Raw genomic sequence first — 18,965 nt, 5'->3', positions numbered from 1 at the left:
GGACCACGCCCAACAGCCGTCCCCAGGAGCAGAGTTGTCCCCCGCCTTCCGTCGCACCGCGCTCGCCGTGGCCGTCGTCCTGCCCGCCGCCCTCCTCACCGGCTGCTCCCTCGTCGACAGCGGCGGAAGCTGCGACGGTTCGGGTGCCGCGCGCAAGGACCTCGCCGCACAGAAGGTGCTGTCCTCGCCCCCCGACGGCGCCTCGGACCCCGCCAACTACCGTGACGCGGGCGTCTCCACGGGCTGCGACGACGACAGCGCGGGCCCGGCCTGGCTGCACGCGGGCCGTGTCTACGCCTTTCCCGGCACCCGTCAGGCCGTCATCGACCACTACACCCGCATCGCCGCCGCCCAGGGCTGGCACACCGGACCCGCCCCCCAGGCCGGCGCCGCCTGCTGGACCCGGACCGATGACGGGCGCTACCTGGTGCTCGACGTCGGCTTCCACCTCGACGCCTGGTCCCCCGTCCCCGACCCCGGCAAGGGCATCGGATACGAGGTCACGGTCGGCTCGAACGCCGACGGCAGCAGGGATGGGGTGAGCTGCACCGACTAGCCCTCTACCCGGCGAAGATCAACCGTGCTACCAAGAACCATGCCTGCACACGAGGGAACCCGGACCTACGACGCCGTCATCGTCGGCGGGGGACACAACGGACTGGTCGCGGCCGCCTATCTGGCGCGTGCCGGGCGCTCGGTCCTGGTGCTGGAGCGGCTCGGGCACACCGGGGGTGCGGCGGTGTCCAGCCGGCCCTTCGCCGGGGTGGACGCGCGGCTGTCGCGGTACTCGTACCTCGTCAGCCTGCTGCCGGACAAGATCGTCCGGGATCTCGGGCTGACGTTCCGGGTGCGGGGCCGGACCATCTCCTCGTACACCCCCGTCGAGCGCGGCGGCCGGGCCACCGGACTGCTCGTCGGGGGCGGCGAGGAGCGCACCCGGCGCGCCTTCGCCGAACTGACGGGCGACGAGCGCGAGTTCACCGCCTGGCAGCGCTTCTACGGCATGACCGGGGAAGTCGCCCGCCGCGTCTTCCCGACCCTCACCGAACCGCTGCCCACCCGCGCCGAACTGCGCGCCCGCGTCGGCGACGAGGCAGCCTGGCGGACCCTGTTCGAGGAACCGATCGGGGTCGCCGTCGAGGAGAACTTCCACGACGACCTCGTCCGGGGTGTCGTCCTCACCGACGCGCTGATCGGCACCTTCGCCGACGCCCACGACCCCTCCCTCGCCCAGAACCGCTGCTTCCTCTACCACGTCATCGGCGGCGGCACCGGCGCCTGGGACGTGCCCGTCGGCGGCATGGGCGCCCTCACCGACGCCCTCGCGGACGCGGCCCGCGCGGCCGGAGCCGAGATCGTCACCGGGCACGAGGCCGTCCGTGTCGACACCGACGGCCGCACCGCCGAGGTCACCTACCGCACCGCCGACGGCGAGGGTGTCGTCGCCGCCCGGCACGTCCTGGTCAACGCCTCCCCGCGCGAACTCGCCGCCCTCACCGGCGACCCGGCGCCCGAGCCCGCCGAGGGCGCCCAGCTCAAGGTCAACATGCTGCTCAAGAGGCTGCCCCGGCTGAAGGACAGCTCCGTCGACCCGCGCGAGGCGTTCGCCGGGACCTTCCACATCGCCGAGGGCTACCAGCAGCTCGCCACCGCCCGCGCCCAGGCCGCGGCGGGCCAACTCCCCAGCGCGCCGCCCTCGGAGATCTACTGTCACTCCCTGACCGACCCCACCATCCTCGGCCCCCATCTCGCCGAGCGCGGCTACCAGACCCTCACCCTCTTCGGCCTGCACACCCCCGCCCGCCTCTTCGCCCAGGACAACGACGCCGTACGCGAGGAACTCCTGAAGTCCACTCTGGCCCAGCTCGACGCCCACCTCGCCGAACCCCTCGCCGACTGCCTGGCCACCGACGCCGACGGCCGCCCCTGCATCGAGGCGAAGACCCCGCTCGACCTCGACCGCGACCTCGGCCTGCCCGGCGGCAACATCTTCCACCGCCCCCTCACCTGGCCCTACGCCGACGAGGGCACCGGCCGCTGGGGCGTGGAGACGCGGCACGCGGGCGTCCTGCTCTGCGGCGCGGGCGCGGTGCGCGGCGGCGGGGTCAGCGGGGTGCCGGGACACAACGCGGCGATGGCCGTGCTGGGGGAGTGACCCCGGCAGCCGAAGATCTTGACCTCGGGAGCGGCCGGCCCGAGGATCGGCTCTCATGACACAGGGACACGGCAGCACCGTCGACGGAGTGCTGCGCCGCAGCGCCCGCCGCACCCCGGCACGCGTGGCGCTGAAGTACGGCGACCGCACCTGGACCTACGCGGAACTCGACGACGCCGTCTCCCGCGCCGCCGCCCTGCTGCTGGCCCAGGGCCTGGACAAGGGCGACCGGGTCGCCGCCTACGGCCACAACTCCGACGCCTACCTCATCGCCTTCCTCGGCTGCGCCCGCGCGGGCCTCGTCCACGTGCCGGTCAACCAGAACCTCACCGGTCCCGACCTCGCCTACCTGCTCGACCAGTCCGGCAGCGCCCTCACCCTCACCGACCCGGCCCTCGCCGGCCGGCTCCCGGCCGGCACCCGCACCCTCCCGCTGCGCGACACCGACGGCTCCCTGCTCGCGGAACTGGCCGGCGCCGAACCGTACGACGGGCCCGAGCCGCGCACCGAGGACCTCGTCCAGCTGCTCTACACCTCCGGCACCACCGCGCTGCCCAAGGGCGCGATGATGACCCACCGGGCGCTCGTCCACGAGTACCTCAGCGCCATCACCGCCCTCGACCTGAGCGCCGGCGACCTCCCCGTGCACGCGCTGCCGCTCTACCACTCGGCGCAGATGCACGTCTTCCTGCTGCCCTACCTCGCCGTCGGCGCGACCAACACGATCCTCGACGCCCCGGACGGGGACCGCCTGCTCGGCCTGATCGAAGAGGGCCGCTGCGACAGCCTGTTCGCGCCGCCCACCGTATGGATCGCGCTCGCGGGCCGCCCCGACTTCGCCGACCGCGACCTCGGCGGCCTGCGCAAGGCGTACTACGGCGCCTCGGTCATGCCGGTGCCCGTTCTGGAGAAGCTGCGCGAACGGCTGCCCAGGCTGGCGTTCTACAACTGCTTCGGACAGAGCGAGATCGGCCCGCTCGCCACCGTCCTCGCCCCGAACGAACACAAGGGCCGCCTGGACTCCTGCGGCCGCACCGTGCTGTTCGTCGACGCCCGCGTGGTCGACGAGGAGGGCGCGGAGGTGCCCGCCGGCACCCCCGGCGAGATCGTCTACCGCTCGCCCCAGCTCTGCGAGGGCTACTGGGACAAGCCCGAGGAGAGTGCCGACGCCTTCCGCGACGGCTGGTTCCACTCCGGCGACCTCGCGGTACGCGACGCCGACGGTTACTTCACGATCGTCGACCGGGTCAAGGACGTCATCAACTCCGGTGGCGTGCTGGTCGCCTCCCGGCAGGTCGAGGACGCCCTCTACACGCATGACGCGGTCGCCGAGGCCGCCGTGATCGGGCTGCCCGACGAGCGCTGGATCGAGGCCGTCACCGCCGTCGTCGTGCCCCGGGGCGAGGTCACCGAGGAGACGCTGATCGCCCACGTACGCGAGCGGCTCCCCGCCTTCAAGGCCCCCAAGCGCGTGCACTTCGTGCCCGGCCTCCCGCGCAACGCCAGCGGCAAGATCCTGAAGAGGGAGCTGCGCGACCGGCTCGGCTAGCGCGGGCGGAGATCCACGATCCGGCGGATCTTGCCCACCGAGCGCTCCAGCGACTCCGGCTCCACGATCTCCACGGACACCGACACCCCGATGCCGTCCTTCGCCGCCGCCGCGATCGACCGGGCCGCCGCCTCCCGCACCTCCGGCGTGGCACCCGGACGCGCCTCCGCCCGTACGGTGAGCGCGTCCATGCGCCCCTCCCGCGTCAGCCGGAGCTGGAAGTGCGGCGCCACACCGGGGGTGCGCAGCACGATCTCCTCGATCTGGGTCGGGAACAGATTGACCCCGCGCAGGATCACCATGTCGTCGCTGCGCCCGGTGATCTTCTCCATCCGCCGGAACACCCGCGCCGTCCCCGGCAGCAGCCGGGTCAGGTCCCGCGTCCGGTAACGGACGATCGGCATGGCCTCCTTGGTGAGCGAGGTGAACACCAGCTCGCCCCGCTCGCCCTCCGGCAGCACCTCACCGGTGATCGGGTCCACCACCTCCGGATAGAAGTGGTCCTCCCACACGTGCAGACCGTCCTTGGTCTCCACACACTCCTGCGCCACGCCCGGACCGATCACCTCCGACAGGCCGTAGATGTCCACGGCGTCGATGGCGAACCGCTCCTCGATCTCCCGCCGCATGCTCTCCGTCCACGGCTCCGCCCCGAACACCCCCACCCGCAGCGAGGTCGAGCGCGGGTCCACGCCCTGCCGCTCGAACTCGTCCAGCAGCGTCAGCATGTAGGAGGGGGTGACCATGATGACGCCCGGCCCGAGATCCTGGATCAGCCGCACCTGCCGGGAGGTCATGCCCCCGGACGCCGGCACCACCGTGCACCCCAGGCGCTCGGCGCCATAGTGCGCGCCCAGTCCTCCGGTGAACAATCCATAGCCGTACGCCACATGGACGATGTCACCGGGCCGCCCGCCCGCCGCCCGGATCGAGCGGGCCACCATGTCCGCCCACACCGAAAGGTCGTTGTCGGTGTAGCCCACCACCGTGGGCAGCCCCGTCGTCCCGCTGGACGCGTGCAGCCGCCGCACCCGCTCGCGGGGCACCGCGTACATCCCGTACGGGTAGTTCGCCCGCAGGTCCGCCTTGGTGGTGAAGGGGAAGTGCGCGAGATCCGCCAGCGAGCGGCAGTCCTCCGGGCGTACCCCCGCCTTGTCGAAGGACTCGCGGTAGAACGGCACATGGGCGTAGGCGTGCCGCAGCGAGGCGCGCAGCCGCTCCAGCTGGAGTTCCCGCAGTTCCTCGGGCCCGAGCCGCTCGCCCGCGTCCAGCAGGTCCGTCTTCTCCGCCATCGGGGCTTCCTTTCGCTCGCGACACGTGGCACGACACGCGATCCGGCACGCGGCACGACACGCAATACGGACGACCGATCATTCGGTCGATCTTGCCGAGGCCAGTAATTCAGGCCGCCGGGCCCCGGGCAAGAGGCGGGCCGGGATTTTTCCGTGCGCGACCCGGCGGCCGCGTACACCCACCCGCCACAAGGTCCCCCTCACGTGGCCTGTGCGGCGTCCTGGCCGGTCGCTAGGCTGGCCGCGGACGACGTAATGGGAGGAGCACGGACGTGGCCGAGAGCACCATCCAGCAGCAGTCGCTCACGGGCTGGGACAAGCCGGACCTGGACCTCAGCGGGGCCGACTGGCAGTCCAGCAGCGGGGGCCGGGGCGATGTCCAGATCGCCTTCGTCGAGGGCTTCGTCGCGATGCGCAACAGCCGCCGCCCCGAGAGCCCCTCCCTGATCTTCACCCCCGCCGAATGGGGCGCCTTCGTCTCCGGGGCCCGCGAGGGCGAGTTCGACCTCACCTGACGGGACCGGACCGCCCGGGACCGGAGCCGACCGGGGGTGTTCCGGCCGCTATTGCCCAACACGCGCCCCGCCGCGCCCGCAGCCGGGCGTCGCCTGAGCGAGGCTGGCCCCGACAAGAGGCCCGACCCGGCACGGGGGAGGCCGCGTCCCGGGAGGTGAGGAACGATGAGCGCTGTGCCGGTCATCGCCGCGGTCGACGGTTCCGAGGACAGCCTGCGCGCCCTCGACTGGGCCCTGGAGGCCGCCCGCCGCCGCGTCGCACCGCTGCGCGTGGTGCATGTGCGCCAGTACGCCGCCTGGGGCCAGGCCGACATCCTCGTCGCCGGCCCGCCCGACGACAGCGGCGACCCCGTGCTCGACGAGGTCCGCGACCGGCTCGCCGCGCTGCCCGACCTGCCCACCGTGGAGTACGTGGCCGTCGAGGGCGTACCCGGCGCGGTCCTGCCCGAACTCGGCGCCGACGCCCAGCTGCTGGTCCTCGGCTCGCGCGGCCGGGGCGGCTTCGCCAGCCTGCTGCTCGGCTCCAACTCCGTCGCCGCCGCCCGCGACACCCCGTGCCCGGTGGTCGTCGTCCCCCGCCCCGGCCGCGAGGTGCACGCCGAACCCCCGGCCGAGCCCGGCCCCCGTGTCGTCGTCGGACTGCACGTCGACAGCCCCGACGACGGCGTCCTCGGCTTCGCCTTCGCCGAGGCGTCACTGCTCGGCGCCCGCCTCCAGGTCGTCGCCGCCTACCCGTGGCCCGTACAGACCTGGTCCGCCCCCGGCCAGCTCGTGCCGCCGCCCATCGACCAGGTCGCCGTGGAGAGCGAGACCCGTGTCCTCGCCGAGGGGTTCCTCGACCCGCTGCGCGCCCAGTACCCCGGCGTCGACGCGGCGGCCGAGGCGCTGCCGGGCGACGCCGCCGGACACCTCGTCGCCCTCTCGGCGGGCGCCGATCTGGTCGTCGTCGGCCGCCACCGGCGCCGGCTGCTCGCACCCACCCGCATGCTCGGCTCGGTCACCCAGGCGGTCCTGCTGCACGCGGCGAGCCCCGTCGCCGTCGTACCCTCCGCTCCCGTCGAGGAATGAGCCCGCGCCGGGCCGTGCCGGGAGGGCTCCCGCACGCCGCCGGGGCCCTCCGGGCACGTACCATTGGCGGCATGTCGTTCCTCCGCCGCCGCAGCGCCACTCCCGCCGGACCAGACTTCGACGTGCTGGCCATGGACCCCGGCGACTGGCCCGGCAACCTCGGCGCGGGCCTGCTGCCCGCCCCCGACGGAAGCTGCCAGGGCGTCTTCCTGCGCTACGACCTGTTCGGCGGCCGTGGCCCCGCCATGATCATCGGCAACCTCCCCGAGGGCTCCCCGGCCCGTGAGACCACCGAGGGCGAGATCCCCTTCGAGGTCGCCCAGCTCCTGCTGGCGCTGGACAACGAGGAGGAGGTCACCGTCGTCGGCTCCGAGGACACCCCCGTCCTCCAGGGCGACAACCTGCTGATCGTCCGCCGCCTCAAGCTCTCCGAGGGCCGGATCTCCTGCGTGCAGTTCGACCGCAGCGACGGCGTCCTGGTGACCATCGCCGCCTGGGACCGCCCCATCACCGACGACCTGTACGCCCTGCTGAAGCCGCTCCCGGCGGAGCTGTTCCAGCAGGGCTGAGGCCCCGCTCGTCCCGCTAGCGGCGGCCGGCCGCCAGGTCCACGTCCGCCGCGCGGACGAACCCGACCCGGTGGCCGTACTGGATCTCGTAGTACCGGTCCTTGCCGGTGATCACCCGGTGCGAGTCCTCGGTGAAGGTGACCGAGTAGTAGTACTCGCCCGGCATCCGGTCACCGACGACGTACTTCTGCCCGGCCGGGATCGTGTACGGCAGCGGCACCACCGACTGCGCCGGTACACCCGCCGGGTACGCCTCCTTCTCGGGGTAGGCACGGCCGTACACCGGGACGCTCGCCAGACCCGCCTTCGGGGTGATCGTGAACCCGGACGCGGGCACGGCGGTGGGCTCGCGGTGCGGGTTCCTGAACCACGCCTTCTGCCCCAGGTACCAGATCGCCGTCCAGTCGCCCCAGCGGTCCGCGACCACGTACTGCTGGCCGGTGGAGACCCGCGAGGACAGGTCGTTGACCCCGTCGGTCGGCTCGGTGCCCAGGCCGATGTCCTTGATCAGCGGCGCGTTCACGTCGTGGTCGGAGTACAGCCGCACCTCGCCCGAACCGTGCGCCGGGCAGGGCTCGCCCTTCGTCGTGCAGCCCGTGTACACCGGCTGGTTGGCCGCGTAGTCCGGCAGGATCGTCACCAGGCCGGAGCGGCTGGTGCCGGTGCGCTCGAAGGGGTGGCCGAGCAGCTGGAAGTAGTGCCGCCAGTCCCAGTACGGGCCCGGGTCGGTGTGCATGCCGGGGATGGTGGAGGCGGTCGGGCCGGGCACGTTCTCGTGGCCCAGGATGTGCTGCCGGTCCAGCGGCACGCCGTACGCGCGGGACAGGTACTTCACCAGCCGGGCCGAGGAGCGGTACATCGCCTCCGTGTACCAGGTGTCCGGGGCGGTGAGGAAACCCTCGTGCTCGATGCCCACGGAGCGGGCGTTCACATCCCAGTTCCCCGCATGCCAGGCGACGTCCTTCGCCTTCACATGCTGGGCGATCAGCCCATCGGTCGAGCGGATCGTGTAGTTCCAGGACACATAGGTCGGGTCCTGGATCAGGTTCATCACCCCGTCCCAGCCGCCCTCGGTGTCATGGATGACGATGTACTTCACCCGCTGGGCGGCCGGACGCAGGCCCAGGTCGTGGTTGCCGTAGTCGGCGTCCCCGAACTCCTCGTACGGCGCCGGGACCGACACGCAGGACACCGACCTCGGGCACTCGACGTCACCGGCGGGCGCGGTGCGCAGGCCGGTCCGCTTCAACTGGGATGTGTCGGGGTTGAGTTGCGGGCTCGCCTTCAGCTCGACCCGCTGGCCGGCGTCCGTGGTGCGCTGCTCGCCGGTGCGCAGCACCTCGTACACGTCGTTCGCGTACGCGGCCGCCGTCGCCGTGTCGTCGGCGGCGGAGAAGCGGGCCACCGCGCCGTACCAGGCCGCCGGGTCGGCGCTGAGCGGCTCGCCCAGCTCGCGCTGCGCGGACGCGAGCAGCGCGGCGCCGCCGGCGATGTTGGCCGCCGGGTCGGTACGCAGCTCGGCCGCCGGACGGCCCGTCAGCTCCGCCGCCCGCCGCAGGGTGGTGAGCCGGGCGGGCAGCTTCTCCAGAGCGGGCGCCCCGGCCTTGGGGTGCAGCGCGGGGCGGGCGTCGTCGCCCCGGGCGTCCTCGGTGCCCTCCGCGTGGTGCTCGGTCGCGGCCAGCGCGGTACGCGCGTCGGTGAGGTGCATCGGGCCGTAGCCGCCGCTGACGCTGGGCGCCCCGGCGTGTGCGTCCCAGCGGGACTGGAGGTAGGAGACGGCCAGCAGGATGCTCCGCGGCACGCGGTACTCGGCGGCCGCGCTGCCGAAGGCGCGCTGGAGCCGGCCGTCCGGGGGAGTGGTGGGCGCGGCCGGGGCGGCGCCGAGCAGCGGCAGCACCAGGGCGGCCGTGGCGAGCGTTCCGGCGGTCCGCTTCAGGCGTCTGACGCCGGGTGCGGACGACGGGTCGGGGGCGAATCCTCGCAATGCGGCCTCCTGTGACGGGCGGGGCGTGGCGGGACGGGCGGCGCCGAGCTGGGTCAGTGGTACCGGCTTGCCGACGATCCGTCAATGATGCCCTCGGGAGAATGATTTCCCACGTCACACAGGGTTTCGGGCGAGTTTCGCGCTGATGGGGCGCGGGCCTGCGGGGCGTCAGTGGCGTATACCAGTGACCCCCCGCCCCACAGGCCCGGCACCCGGAACCGCGATGCGCCGCCGCTCGGGCGCACCGCGGTGCTCAAGTCCCGCCTCAGCGGGTGCCGACCGCCGCGCGCACCGCCCGGCGGGCCATGTGGCAGTCGTCGTGCAGCCTCCGCAGGAGCAGCCGCTGCTCCTCGCCGGAGGGAGCCGCACCCGAGGGGACCGGGGCCGGCGGAGTGCCGTGCATCGAGCGCTGTACGGCGGTCTCGTAGGCGCGGATCTCCCGGGTCAGTACCAGCATCAGGTTGACCAGGAAGGCGTCGCGCGAGGCCGGGCCGCCCGACTGGGCGAGCTGGCTGATCTGGCGGCGCGCTTCGGGGGCGTCTCCGAGGACCAGCCAGAGGGTGGCCAGGTCGTACCCCGGCAGGTACCAGCCGGCGTGCTCCCAGTCGACCAGCACCGGGCCGGCCGGGGACATCAGGATGTTGGAGAGCAGCGCGTCACCGTGGCAGAACTGGCCCATGCCCTGGCGGCCGGCCGTGTGCGCGATGCCGTGCAGCAGCTTCTGGAGGTCGCCCAGGTCGCGGTCGGTGAGCAGGCCCAGCTCGTGGTAGCGGGAGAGGCGGTCCGCGTAGTCCAGCGGCGCGCCGAAGGTGCCCGCCGGGGGCCGCCAGGCGTTCAGCCGGCAGATCGCGCCGAGCGCGGCCCGGATGTCCCCGCGCGGGGGTGCCTCCAGCGGGTGGCGGCGGTGCGAGGCCACCCGGCCGGGCATCCGCTCGATCACCAGCGTGCAGTTGTCCGGGTCGGCCGCGATGAGCCGCGGCACGCGCACCGGCGGGCGGTGCCGGACGAAGGAGCGGTAGGCAGCTATTTCGTGCCGGACCCGCTCCGCCGCCGTGGGTGTGTGGTCCAGCAGGCACTTGGCCACCGCCGTACTGCGGCCGGTCGTCCCCACGAAGGTGACGGACCGTGGGCTGCGGCGCAGTACCTGCACCGGGGCGAACTCCGGGCAGATCCGCTGCACCGAGGCGATGGCGGTGCGGAGTTGGGTGCCTTGGGGGCCGGACAGGTCCAGCCTGCCGCTGAGCGGCTGTGAGCCGGGCTGCCCGGGAACGCGTGGTGCCCGGCCCACGCCCAGGAGGGGTGTTCCGGGTCGCGCCGCCGGGTCCAGATACGGTCCGCCGCCCACGGGGCGGGGACGTGGTGGCCGGGGCGGGGCGGACACGGAGGACGATGCTGCGTACATGGGAGATACAGATCCCTTCGTGTGCCTGCTGTGCCTGCCTGTGCGTCGCTTGTCACGAGCCGTGCGCCCACCCGGTCCCGTCCGTCCCTGGCACACCCTGGGGAGTGTCCCTGGGCGGCCGGGCCGGGGTGGCGCACTCCTACCTGACACCCGACGTCCACTGGCACACCATCTGGCGCACCCTGGCGAACCCTGGCGAATAGTCGCCCGGCAACCTGCACGGGGCTACTGTCAACTCAGCCGAGAACCTGGGGGCTTGACGTGAGCGGACAACCCAACACCCGCTTTGCGGACCTGTTCGGCATGGCCGGCTGGTCCAAGGGCGAACTCGCGCGGATGGTCAACCGGCAGGCGGCGGCCATGGGCCACCCCCAACTGTCGACGGACACCTCGCGGGTACGGCGTTGGATCGACATGGGAGAGATCCCGCGCGATCCGGTGCCGAGGGTGCTGGCGGCTCTGTTCACCGAGCGTCTCGGCCGTGTCGTGACCATGGAGGATCTCGGTCTGGTACGGCACGGGCGTGCGGGGAAACGGCAGGGCGACGGGAAACGAGAAGATCCCGACGGCGTGCTGTGGGCGCCCGAACGAACCGCCGCGGTCCTCACCGAATTCACGGGAATGGACCTCATGCTCAACCGACGCGGCTTGGTGGGCGCGGGTGCCGCGCTCGCCGCGGGAGCCACACTCAGCAGCGCCATGCACGACTGGTTGCACACCGACCCCACGCTCCGGGCCGACGCCCCCGTCCTCGACAACCCACTGCACGCGGAACCCGCCGGATTCGACCGCTACGAGGCCGCCCCCATCGGGTCTCAGGAGGTCGAGGAACTGGAGGGCTCGGTCCAGGTGTTCCGGGCCTGGGACGCCGCCCGCGGCGGCGGCCTCCAGCGCAAGGCGGTCGTGGGCCAGCTCAACGAGGTGGGCGGCATGCTCGCCTACCACCATCCACCCCAGCTCCAGCGGCGCCTGTGGGGCGTCGCCGCCAACCTCGCCGTCCTGGCGGGCTGGATGTCCCACGACGTGGGTCTGGAGCCCACGGCGCAGAAGTACTTCGTCATCGCCACGCACGCCGCGCACGAGGGCGGCGACCGCCCCCGCGCCGGGGAGGCGCTGTCGCGGGCGGCCCGCCAGATGGTGCATCTGGGCCGCCCGGACGACGCCATGGACCTGATGAAGCTGGCCCAGTCCGGCTCGGGGGAGGAGCTCCAGCCCAGAACCAAGGCCATGTTCCACACCATCGAGGCGTGGGCGCAGGCGGCCATGGGCAAGGGCCAGGCCATGCGCCGCACCCTCGGCCAGGCCGAGGACCTGTTCGTCTCCGACCGCCACGACAGCCGGCAGCCGGACTGGATGCAGACCTTCAAGGACGAGGATCTGTACGGCATGCAGGCCCTGGCCTACCGCACGCTCGCCGAGCACGACCCGAGCGCTGCCGTGCACGCCCAGCACTACGCCCAGAAGGCACTGGCGCTCAGGGTCGACGGGCGGGAGCGGTCGAAGATCTTCGACCATCTCTCCATGGCCTCGGCCTGCTTCATAGCGGACGACCCCGAACAGGCCGACCGGTACGCCCGGTTGGCACTCATGGCGATGGGAGCCAACTCCTCCCGCCGCACCTGGGACCGTCTGCGCGAGATGTACCGGCTCACCGCCGAGTACGCGAGTTACCCGAAGGTCGGGGAACTGCGGGAGGAGATCAGGCAGGCCCTGCCCAGGCCCCGGAGCCGCAACACGGGCTCGGCACCGGCGTAGTCACGGGACCGCGCGTCACCCGGAGACCCTGACGACGAGCACACCGGCGTCGCCGTCCTGACCCGCGCCCAGTTCCCCGGCCAGCATGCGCAGGCACTCCCGCGCGGTACCGGCCGTGCTCAGGCGTGGACCGAGGCCGAGCAGGCGTGTCACGTCCGGCTCACTGAGCCGCTCGGTGGGCAGCAGGAGCAAGTCGCCCGGTCGCAGGGTGAGTTCGGCCTGCCCGTAAGGGCAGTTCGCGCCCGGTGGCGGGTCGTCCGGTGCGGTGAGCCGGCGGCCCGTCCCGTCGCGGAACAGCAGCGGGACGGCCCACCCGGACCGGGCCGCCGCCACCGTGACGGGCGGTGCGCCGGGCGTGTGCTGTGTCGCGAGATCGAGAGCCGACGCAACGGCGCTCAACGACCCTCTGTGAGACCGGAGTTCACTCACGTCCCGGATCACGGCCCGCATGGAGACCGCGCCGCCGTCCGTGCCCAGCACCGGCTCGCCCCTCATGTGCACGGTCCGCACCGAGTCGTCGGGCCGCCGCACACGGAACTCGCCGTCGATCGGCCGGGCGTCCACCAGGCAGCCCGTCACCATCGCGGTGAGGCGCGGACGGTCCTCCTCGTGGACCAGCACCGGCAGTTCGTCCAGGCTGAGCGCGGGCACCGACGGGTCGAGGCCGAGTATGCGGTACAGCTCCACCGACCAGTCGGCCTCGTCGGTCAGCAGTCCCCACTCCGCCCGGCCGGACGGCACGCCCTCGGGATGCCCTGCGGGCGGGCTGTCCGCGGAGACTGGGGGCGGCATGACGCACTCCGAGGGGGCGGTGGGACCAGGGGAAGGGAAGAACCGCTACGACTGTGGCACAGCCCGCGATGCCCCGTAAGGCATTTGGCAACACGCGATACGAGGGTGCTTCGGGCATATGCCAGAGTCTTCCGAGAGTGGTCCGTGTGGTCCCGGAGGCCAAGCGCCGCGTCGGTCAAGTCGTATTCTCCGTAAGGGATTTGGTCCATATGTGTTGACCCGGCGCGGTGCTCGGGCAGGTGTTCGCCGCTCGTCTGTTCCTATGGGTCAGCCGAGGCCGATCGCCTTGTCCGCCTTCGCGCGCGTCGGCTGCCACCACGTCGTCACCGGCTCCCAGACCCGGACGTCCCTCCCGGTGCCCAGTCGCGCGGCCGTGAAGTCACGGCCGTACTGGGACGCCGAGGCCGACACCCCGAGCGAGGGGGAGCGCCGTGCCTCCGGGTCGGACGGGTTGCCGATGGTGCGCACCGCCCCGTAGGCGGTCTTGCCGGCGTCCAGCCGGTAGGTGCCCCGGCCGCCCTCGGGCGTGGGCAGCGCGGCGCCGTCCAGCTCACCGAAGGTGATCGTCGGCACCCGGTCCACGAGACAGGCGCGCGAGCCGGTGTTGGTCACCGAGAAACGCACGACGGTCGTCTTCCCCTTCACCGCCTTGGCCTGGATGTCGAGCGCCTTCGCGGCGCAGCGGGCGGGCGCGGCCTGGTGCCGCGGTGCCGCCTGGCCGGGCGCGGCGGCCAGCAGCAGCGCGGCCGAGGCGGCCAGGACGGGCACGGTGTGGACGGTACGGATACGCATGAGCGAGGTCCCCCTGTCGTGATCGGGTCCGGTCGGCGGGCTGGGGCCGCGCCTACCCGGTGTGACGCCGGACATGACCGCGCAGTTGCGCCGTCACCCTTCGCTCAGGGGTCCCGCCGCTCACGGGTCCGTCGACACGGTGGAGCTCCACGCCTTCCCGTCCGCCGGGCACGAGCTGCCGTTGGGCGGCAGGGTGCCGTACATCAGGAAGTCGTCGACCTTGCGGTGCACACACTTGGACGAGGCGTAACCGGTGTGCCCGTCGCCCTTGTTGTCGAGCACCACGGCCGAGGACCCCAGCCGCCGCGCCGTCTCCTCGGCCCAGCGGTACGGCGTCGCCGGGTCCCCGCGCGTGCCGACGAGCAGTATCCGCGAGGACGGTACGTCCTTCACCGAGTCCCTGATGTAGTCGGTGCCCTTGGGGCGGCCGTAGCACATCAGCAGCTGGGTGAGCCGGTAGCGGCCGAAGACCGGGGACGCGGCGTCGTAGGAGGCGCGCAGGTCGGTGAGGTCCTTGGTGAGGCGGGCGGCGGAGGGCCGGTCGGGGTCGTCCGCGCAGTTCACCGCCATCAGCGCGGCCGTGAGGTTGTCGATCGGCACCTGTCCCGGATCGGTGAGCCCGCCGTCGTTCTTGCCGGACCCGCTCGCCCGCGTCGGCAGCCCGGCGCCGCCCGAGGCGAAGCTGAGCACCCGGCGCGCGTCGCCGTCCTCCACCAGCGAGGCGAGCGCCCGCTCCAGCGACGGCCACAGCTCCTTGCTGTACAGGCCCTGCCCGATGGCGCCCACCAGATCCTGCCCGGAGAGGGTGCCGCCGAAGTCGGTCGGTACGGGGTTCGCGTCCAGCGAGCGCACGAGCTGGAGCACCTGGCCCTCCGCCGCCCGCCGGTCCTGGCCGAACGGGCAGCCCATGTCCGTCACGCACCAGTCCAGGAAGCCCTCCAGCGCCGTCTGCTGTCCCTGGGCGCCCGCGAGGCCCTGCTCCGAGAGCGGTTCGGTCAGCGTGTCCACGCCGTCCAGGGCCATCCTGCCGACCTTGTGCGGGAACTGCGCCGCGTACACCGCGCCGAGCCGGGTGCCGTAGGAGAAGCCCAGGTAGTCCAGCTTCTTCTGGCCGAGGGCCTGGCGTATGACGTCCATGTCGCGGGCCGCGTCCACCGTGCCCATGTGCTTGAGCACCGGTCCGGAGTGTTTGGCGCACAACTGGGCGGACTGCCGGAGCAGGGTCATGAGCTGCTGCGGGCTGCTGACGTCGACACCGGCATCCGCCGAGTCCGACGAACCCGAGGAGTCCGACGGGGGCTCCTCGCCCACGCCGCAGCTCACGGGGGAGGAGCGGCCTATCCCGCGCGGGTCGAAGGAGACCACGTCGGAGCCGTTGGTGAGGTCCATGAACTCCTTGCCGCCGGCCGCGAGCTGGTTCACCCCCGAGGCGCCGGGCCCGCCGAAGTTCAGCAGCACCGCGCGGTGCCCGGAGCCGGTCGCCCGGTAGCGGGCCAGCGCAAGATCGAGGGTGCCCACCGTGGGGTGCGCGTAGTCCAGCGGGACGGTCACCTTGCCGCACTGGAGATCCCTCGGCATGTCCGGGCCCGTGCAGCGGCCCCAGGCGACCTTCTGTTCGTAGAAGCGGGCCATGCCGGGCCGGTCGGCCTGGCCGGACCGGGACTCGGCGGCCACCGCCACGGGCAGGCTCGCGCCGACCAGCGCCAGGGCGAGCACTCCCGCACCCGCGCCACGCCGTACGGCGGACCGTCTGGACTGCTGCTTCACCTTGGCCGGCATCGCTCGCCTCCCAGGGCGCCACCGCACTGAACAGGGGCGGCGCCGTCCTCACCATAAGCGGGCCCCGCACCGGCCGCCTCCCGGCCGTGCGGGCGTCACCTCCGGTCCGGGGCGAGCGGGATCACCTCCTCCGGCCGGGTGAACGGTCCACCTATCCGCGTGGATGGCGCGACAACGGCTTGACGTGCGGTTCGAACGATCGTGCCCCCCGAACGGGTGAAAGCCGCACAGGCCATAACCCGAACGGTCCGTGCGCGTTCTATGTGGTGCGGGTGGCTGCCCGCTACGACTTCTGGAAGGCAGGGAACCTATGAAACGGGCTACCCGAAACGGTGTGATCGGCGTCGCCGCCGCCTCCGGTGCGATGGCCATGGCCATGCCCGTCTCCGCCGCTTTCGCGGCTGGTGGTGCCACCGCCGACGGCGCCGCTGTCGGCTCGCCCGGGGTGCTCTCCGGCAACACAGTCCAGGCCCCGGTCAGCGTCCCGCTGAACGTGTGCGGCAACAGTGTCGATGTGGTCGGACTCCTCAACCCGGCCTTCGGCAACTCCTGCGCGAACACCGGCTCCGACAACGGCGGCGCGGTGAGCGGCGGCGGCTCCGGCAGCAAGGCCGGGGGCAGCGGTACCGGTGGCAGCAAGGCCGGCGGCACCCGGGCCGGCAACGTGGGGGGTGGCGGCGCCACCGCGCACAGCGTCACCCAGGGCTCGCCCGGCGTGCTCTCCGGCAACGGCCTCCAGTTGCCGATCGACATCCCGGTGAACGCCTGCGGCAACAGCGTGGACGTCGTCGGGGCCCTCAACCCGGCCTTCGGCAACAACTGCGAGAACCACTCCGAGGCGCCGACCCCGCCGCCGGTGGCGCCGCCCAAGCACCAGCCCCCGGCCCCGCCGAAGCACCAGCCCCCGGCGCCGCCGAAGACCGTGGTGCCGCCCACCCACGAGACGCCGCCCAGCCTGGCGCACACCGGAGCGGACTTCGCGGCCCCGGCGCTGGCCGGCAGCGCGGCCTTCCTGGTGGCGGGCGCGGCCCTGTACCGGCGCAACCGCCCGGGCAGCAGGGTCTGATCCCGCTCCACCACACGGCCCCACCGACCCAGCACCACTCGGTGGGGCCTTTGTAGTGCCTCGGCACGGTACGGGCGGCACCCGGGCGGTCCCGGCGTGACGCGAGGCCGCCCGATCAGGAAGGATGCGGCGCGAGCGACCCCCCGCCCCCCCCGGAAACGGAGCGCAGCGATGACGTCACCGGCCCCTCAGGAGTTCACCGTCACCCAGGCCACCCTGGACGACTGGCCGGTGATCAGCGGCTGGGCGGCGGCCGAAGGCTGGAATCCGGGACTCTCCGACGGCCCCGCCTTCTTCGCCCAGGACCCCGAGGGCTTCTTCCTCGGCCGCATCGACGGCGAGCCGGTCTCCGCGATCTCCGTCGTCAACTACGGCACGGACTACGCCTTTCTCGGCTGCTACCTCGTCCGCCCCGACCTGCGCGGACACGGCTACGGCCTCACCACCTGGAAGACCGCGCTCGCCCACGCCGAGGAGCGCACCGTCGGCCTGGACGGCGTCGTGGACCAGCAGGACAACTACCGTCGCTCCGGCTTCGAACTCGCCCACCGCACCGCCCGCTACACCGGCCCCGCCCCGGCCGCCGAGCCGCCCCTCGGAGTGCGTCACGCCCAGCCCGGCGACCTCGACGCCATCACCCGCTACGACGGTGCGTGCACCCCGGCCGACCGTCCCCGCTTCCTCGCCGAGTGGCTCACCGCCCCCGGCCACCACACCTACGTACGCCACGAGGGCGAGCACCTCACCGGCTACGGCGTGATCCGTCCCGGCGCGGACTGCCTGCGCATCGGCCCCCTCTTCGCAGACACCCCCGAGGACGCGCGCGCCCTGTTCGCCGCGCTCACCGCCGACCACGCCGGCCGGCAGATCGCCATCGACGTGCCCGAACCGAACGAGGCGGGCGTCGAGATGGTCCTCGCGGCCGGCCTCACCCCGTCCTTCGAGACCGCCCGTATGTACACCGGGCCCGTCCGCGAGCACGCCGCCGAGCGGGTGTTCGGCATCGCCACGCTCGAACTGGGCTGACCGCAGGGCTCGTTCGGGGTAATCCCGTTGTCCGGACCCGGCCCGGATGCTGGAGTGGCCGCATGGATCACGCCGCGGTACTCGCCCGCTACGACCTGGACATGCGGCAGGGCGCCCGACCCGACGCGCCCGGCGCCCGGATCGAGCGGGCGGGTGCCGTGGTGCGCCAGGTCGCGGGCGAGCGGGGCTGGAACGGTGTCGTCTGGTCCGGCCTCGACGCGGCCGGCGCGGATCGCGCGATCGAGGAGCAGATCGCGTACTTCACGGGCCTGGGCCGGGACTTCGAGTGGAAGCTCTACGGCCACGACGGGCCGGAGGATCTGGGCGAGCGGCTGAGCGCGGCGGGGTTTCGGGCCGAGGAGCCCGAGACGCTGATGGTCGGCGAGATCGCACGACTCGCCCTGGAGGAACGGCTCCCGGACGGCGTCCGCCTGGTCCGGGCCGCCGACGCGGCGGGCGTCGGCCTCGTGGTGGCGGTGCACGAGAGGGTCTTCGGCACCGACGGCACCGCCCTGCGCGACCATTTGCTGGCCCGGCTCGCGGCCGGCCCCGGCACGGTCCTCGCCGTGGTCGCGCTGGCCGGGGAGGAGCCGGTGGCCTCCGCCCGGCTGGAACTGGTGCCGGGCGGAGACTTCGCGGGACTCTGGGGCGGCGGCACCGTCGAGGAGTGGCGGGGCCGGGGCCTGTACCGCGCCCTGGTCGCCCACCGCACCCGCGTCGCCGCCGCCCACGGCTGCCGTCATGTCCAGGTGGACGCCTCCGCCATGAGCCGCCCGGTTCTGGAACGCCTCGGGCTGCACGCCCTGACCACCACGACGCCGTACCTGTACAAGAGGTGACCTCAGTGGCGGCGGCCCACCGTCCGGTCCAGCGCGGCGATGCCGACGGCGGCCAGCGCGATCTGGATCAGCCACTCGATCCAGTCCGGCCCGTCGGTGTCCGCGACCCCCAGGCCCGCCGCGATCGCCGTGCCCAGCAGGGCGGCCACGATGCCGACGAGGATGGTGACGATCACACCGATGTGCTGGCGACCGGGCACGACGAGCCGGCCCAGCACGCCGATCACTATGCCGATGATGATGGCGCTGATGAGTCCTGAAATCTCCATGTCCACCCCTAGTGGTCTCGGCCCCTGCTGATCTGGCGGATGCCCCCTGCGGACGATGCCAGTCCACTCCGGCGCCGCCCCTGGGAACTCCCACCGGGAGAGTGCCCGGGGCG

Annotated in this window: 16 protein-coding genes and 1 pseudogene; 10 read left to right on the top strand and 7 right to left on the bottom strand. The window is 73.1% G+C overall.

Annotated features, from left to right (window positions below):
• Positions 1–34 precede the first annotated feature (34 nt).
• The 3 genes from D0Z67_RS00885 to D0Z67_RS00875 are packed head-to-tail and all read left to right on the top strand — an operon-like array spanning position 35 to position 3,704.
• Positions 35–556, top strand: coding sequence for a hypothetical protein (locus tag D0Z67_RS00885; protein ID WP_037774653.1), 522 nt, complete (start codon positions 35–37; stop codon positions 554–556).
• A 39-nt stretch (positions 557–595) separates the two neighbouring features.
• Positions 596–2,155 (top strand): phytoene desaturase family protein, encoded by a 1,560-nt coding sequence (locus D0Z67_RS00880; protein ID WP_031180607.1) that lies wholly within the window; start codon positions 596–598, stop codon positions 2,153–2,155.
• 55 nt (positions 2,156–2,210) lie between these two features.
• Positions 2,211–3,704, top strand: a complete 1,494-nt coding sequence (locus D0Z67_RS00875; protein ID WP_031180608.1) for an acyl-CoA synthetase — start codon at positions 2,211–2,213, stop codon at positions 3,702–3,704.
• On the opposite strand, the gene paaK is transcribed toward D0Z67_RS00875, so the two are convergent.
• Positions 3,701–4,996, bottom strand: a complete 1,296-nt coding sequence (paaK, locus tag D0Z67_RS00870) for a phenylacetate--CoA ligase PaaK (protein ID WP_031180609.1) — start codon at positions 4,994–4,996, stop codon at positions 3,701–3,703. The genes D0Z67_RS00875 and paaK overlap by 4 nt on opposite strands.
• A 272-nt stretch (positions 4,997–5,268) precedes the next feature.
• Here paaK and D0Z67_RS00865 point away from each other — a divergent pair, with 272 nt between their 5' ends.
• The 3 genes from D0Z67_RS00865 to D0Z67_RS00855 all read left to right on the top strand — a co-directional run bounded on the left by D0Z67_RS00865 (position 5,269) and on the right by D0Z67_RS00855 (position 7,148).
• Positions 5,269–5,511 (top strand): DUF397 domain-containing protein, encoded by a 243-nt coding sequence (locus D0Z67_RS00865; protein WP_031180610.1) that lies wholly within the window; start codon positions 5,269–5,271, stop codon positions 5,509–5,511.
• A 165-nt stretch (positions 5,512–5,676) separates the two neighbouring features.
• Positions 5,677–6,579, top strand: a complete 903-nt coding sequence (locus tag D0Z67_RS00860; protein WP_031180611.1) for a universal stress protein — start codon at positions 5,677–5,679, stop codon at positions 6,577–6,579.
• Between the two features lie 71 nt (positions 6,580–6,650).
• Positions 6,651–7,148 carry a hypothetical protein gene (locus D0Z67_RS00855; protein WP_031180612.1) on the top strand — a complete coding sequence of 166 codons (498 nt, stop codon included), beginning with the start codon at positions 6,651–6,653 and terminating at the stop codon, positions 7,146–7,148.
• Between the two features lie 16 nt (positions 7,149–7,164).
• Here the strand turns inward: D0Z67_RS00855 and D0Z67_RS00850 are convergent, their stop codons facing one another.
• Together D0Z67_RS00850 and D0Z67_RS00845 are read right to left on the bottom strand one after the other, a co-directional pair.
• Positions 7,165–9,132, bottom strand: coding sequence for an N-acetylmuramoyl-L-alanine amidase (locus D0Z67_RS00850; RefSeq protein WP_031180613.1), 1,968 nt, complete (start codon positions 9,130–9,132; stop codon positions 7,165–7,167).
• 265 nt (positions 9,133–9,397) lie between these two features.
• The gene (locus D0Z67_RS00845; protein ID WP_031180614.1) at positions 9,398–10,534 is read right to left on the bottom strand and encodes an aminoglycoside phosphotransferase family protein; all 1,137 of its coding nucleotides are present in this window, start codon (positions 10,532–10,534) and stop codon (positions 9,398–9,400) included.
• 261 nt (positions 10,535–10,795) lie between these two features.
• Between D0Z67_RS00845 and D0Z67_RS00840 the strand changes: the two genes are divergently transcribed.
• Positions 10,796–12,289, top strand: coding sequence for a DNA-binding protein NsdB (locus D0Z67_RS00840; protein WP_031180615.1), 1,494 nt, complete (start codon positions 10,796–10,798; stop codon positions 12,287–12,289).
• A 375-nt stretch (positions 12,290–12,664) separates the two neighbouring features.
• Here the strand turns inward: D0Z67_RS00840 and D0Z67_RS30645 are convergent.
• From D0Z67_RS30645 to D0Z67_RS00825, 3 genes and pseudogenes are all read right to left on the bottom strand, one after another.
• A pseudogene (locus tag D0Z67_RS30645) lies at positions 12,665–13,021 on the bottom strand (PAS domain-containing protein); the annotation flags it as partial.
• 327 nt (positions 13,022–13,348) lie between these two features.
• Complete coding sequence (locus tag D0Z67_RS00830) at positions 13,349–13,873, bottom strand: DUF4232 domain-containing protein (protein WP_031180617.1); 525 nt, start codon at positions 13,871–13,873, stop codon at positions 13,349–13,351.
• Positions 13,874–13,993: 120 nt separating this feature from the next.
• On the bottom strand, positions 13,994–15,652 hold the full coding sequence (locus tag D0Z67_RS00825) for an alpha/beta hydrolase (protein WP_031180618.1): 1,659 nt from the start codon (positions 15,650–15,652) through the stop codon (positions 13,994–13,996).
• A gap of 310 nt (positions 15,653–15,962) precedes the next feature.
• On the opposite strand from D0Z67_RS00825, the gene D0Z67_RS00820 reads away from it, so the two are divergent.
• The 3 genes from D0Z67_RS00820 (at position 15,963) to D0Z67_RS00810 (ending at position 18,583) form a co-directional block, all read left to right on the top strand.
• The gene (locus D0Z67_RS00820; RefSeq protein ID WP_031180619.1) at positions 15,963–16,718 is read left to right on the top strand and encodes a chaplin; all 756 of its coding nucleotides are present in this window, start codon (positions 15,963–15,965) and stop codon (positions 16,716–16,718) included.
• 171 nt (positions 16,719–16,889) lie between these two features.
• Positions 16,890–17,744: a GNAT family N-acetyltransferase gene (locus tag D0Z67_RS00815; RefSeq protein ID WP_031180620.1), complete on the top strand. Its 855-nt coding sequence runs from the start codon at positions 16,890–16,892 to the stop codon at positions 17,742–17,744.
• A 62-nt stretch (positions 17,745–17,806) separates the two neighbouring features.
• Entirely contained in the window at positions 17,807–18,583 is a 777-nt protein-coding gene (locus D0Z67_RS00810) for a GNAT family N-acetyltransferase (protein ID WP_031180621.1), read from the top strand.
• 2 nt (positions 18,584–18,585) lie between these two features.
• Here the strand turns inward: D0Z67_RS00810 and D0Z67_RS00805 are convergent, their stop codons facing one another.
• On the bottom strand, positions 18,586–18,852 hold the full coding sequence (locus D0Z67_RS00805) for a GlsB/YeaQ/YmgE family stress response membrane protein (protein ID WP_031180622.1): 267 nt from the start codon (positions 18,850–18,852) through the stop codon (positions 18,586–18,588).
• Positions 18,853–18,965: the final 113 nt, after the last annotated feature.

Origin of the sequence: Streptomyces seoulensis, assembly GCF_004328625.1 — a bacterium.
Lineage (GTDB): Bacteria > Actinomycetota > Actinomycetes > Streptomycetales > Streptomycetaceae > Streptomyces > Streptomyces seoulensis.
The sequence above is the reverse complement of the archived record's forward strand: the minus strand, read 5'-3'. Positions and strand labels throughout refer to the sequence as shown.

Coding starts and splice junctions, on each gene's coding strand:
- D0Z67_RS00820 (WP_031180619.1), top strand. CDS start 15,963: ATGAAACGGGCTACCCGAAACGGTGTGATCGGCGTCGCCGCCGCCTCC.
- D0Z67_RS00815 (WP_031180620.1), top strand. CDS start 16,890: ATGACGTCACCGGCCCCTCAGGAGTTCACCGTCACCCAGGCCACCCTG.
- D0Z67_RS00845 (WP_031180614.1), bottom strand. CDS start 10,534: ATGTACGCAGCATCGTCCTCCGTGTCCGCCCCGCCCCGGCCACCACGT.
- D0Z67_RS00860 (WP_031180611.1), top strand. CDS start 5,677: ATGAGCGCTGTGCCGGTCATCGCCGCGGTCGACGGTTCCGAGGACAGC.
- D0Z67_RS00830 (WP_031180617.1), bottom strand. CDS start 13,873: ATGCGTATCCGTACCGTCCACACCGTGCCCGTCCTGGCCGCCTCGGCC.
- D0Z67_RS00825 (WP_031180618.1), bottom strand. CDS start 15,652: ATGCCGGCCAAGGTGAAGCAGCAGTCCAGACGGTCCGCCGTACGGCGT.
- paaK (WP_031180609.1), bottom strand. CDS start 4,996: ATGGCGGAGAAGACGGACCTGCTGGACGCGGGCGAGCGGCTCGGGCCC.
- D0Z67_RS00880 (WP_031180607.1), top strand. CDS start 596: ATGCCTGCACACGAGGGAACCCGGACCTACGACGCCGTCATCGTCGGC.
- D0Z67_RS00810 (WP_031180621.1), top strand. CDS start 17,807: ATGGATCACGCCGCGGTACTCGCCCGCTACGACCTGGACATGCGGCAG.
- D0Z67_RS00805 (WP_031180622.1), bottom strand. CDS start 18,852: ATGGAGATTTCAGGACTCATCAGCGCCATCATCATCGGCATAGTGATC.
- D0Z67_RS00875 (WP_031180608.1), top strand. CDS start 2,211: ATGACACAGGGACACGGCAGCACCGTCGACGGAGTGCTGCGCCGCAGC.
- D0Z67_RS00855 (WP_031180612.1), top strand. CDS start 6,651: ATGTCGTTCCTCCGCCGCCGCAGCGCCACTCCCGCCGGACCAGACTTC.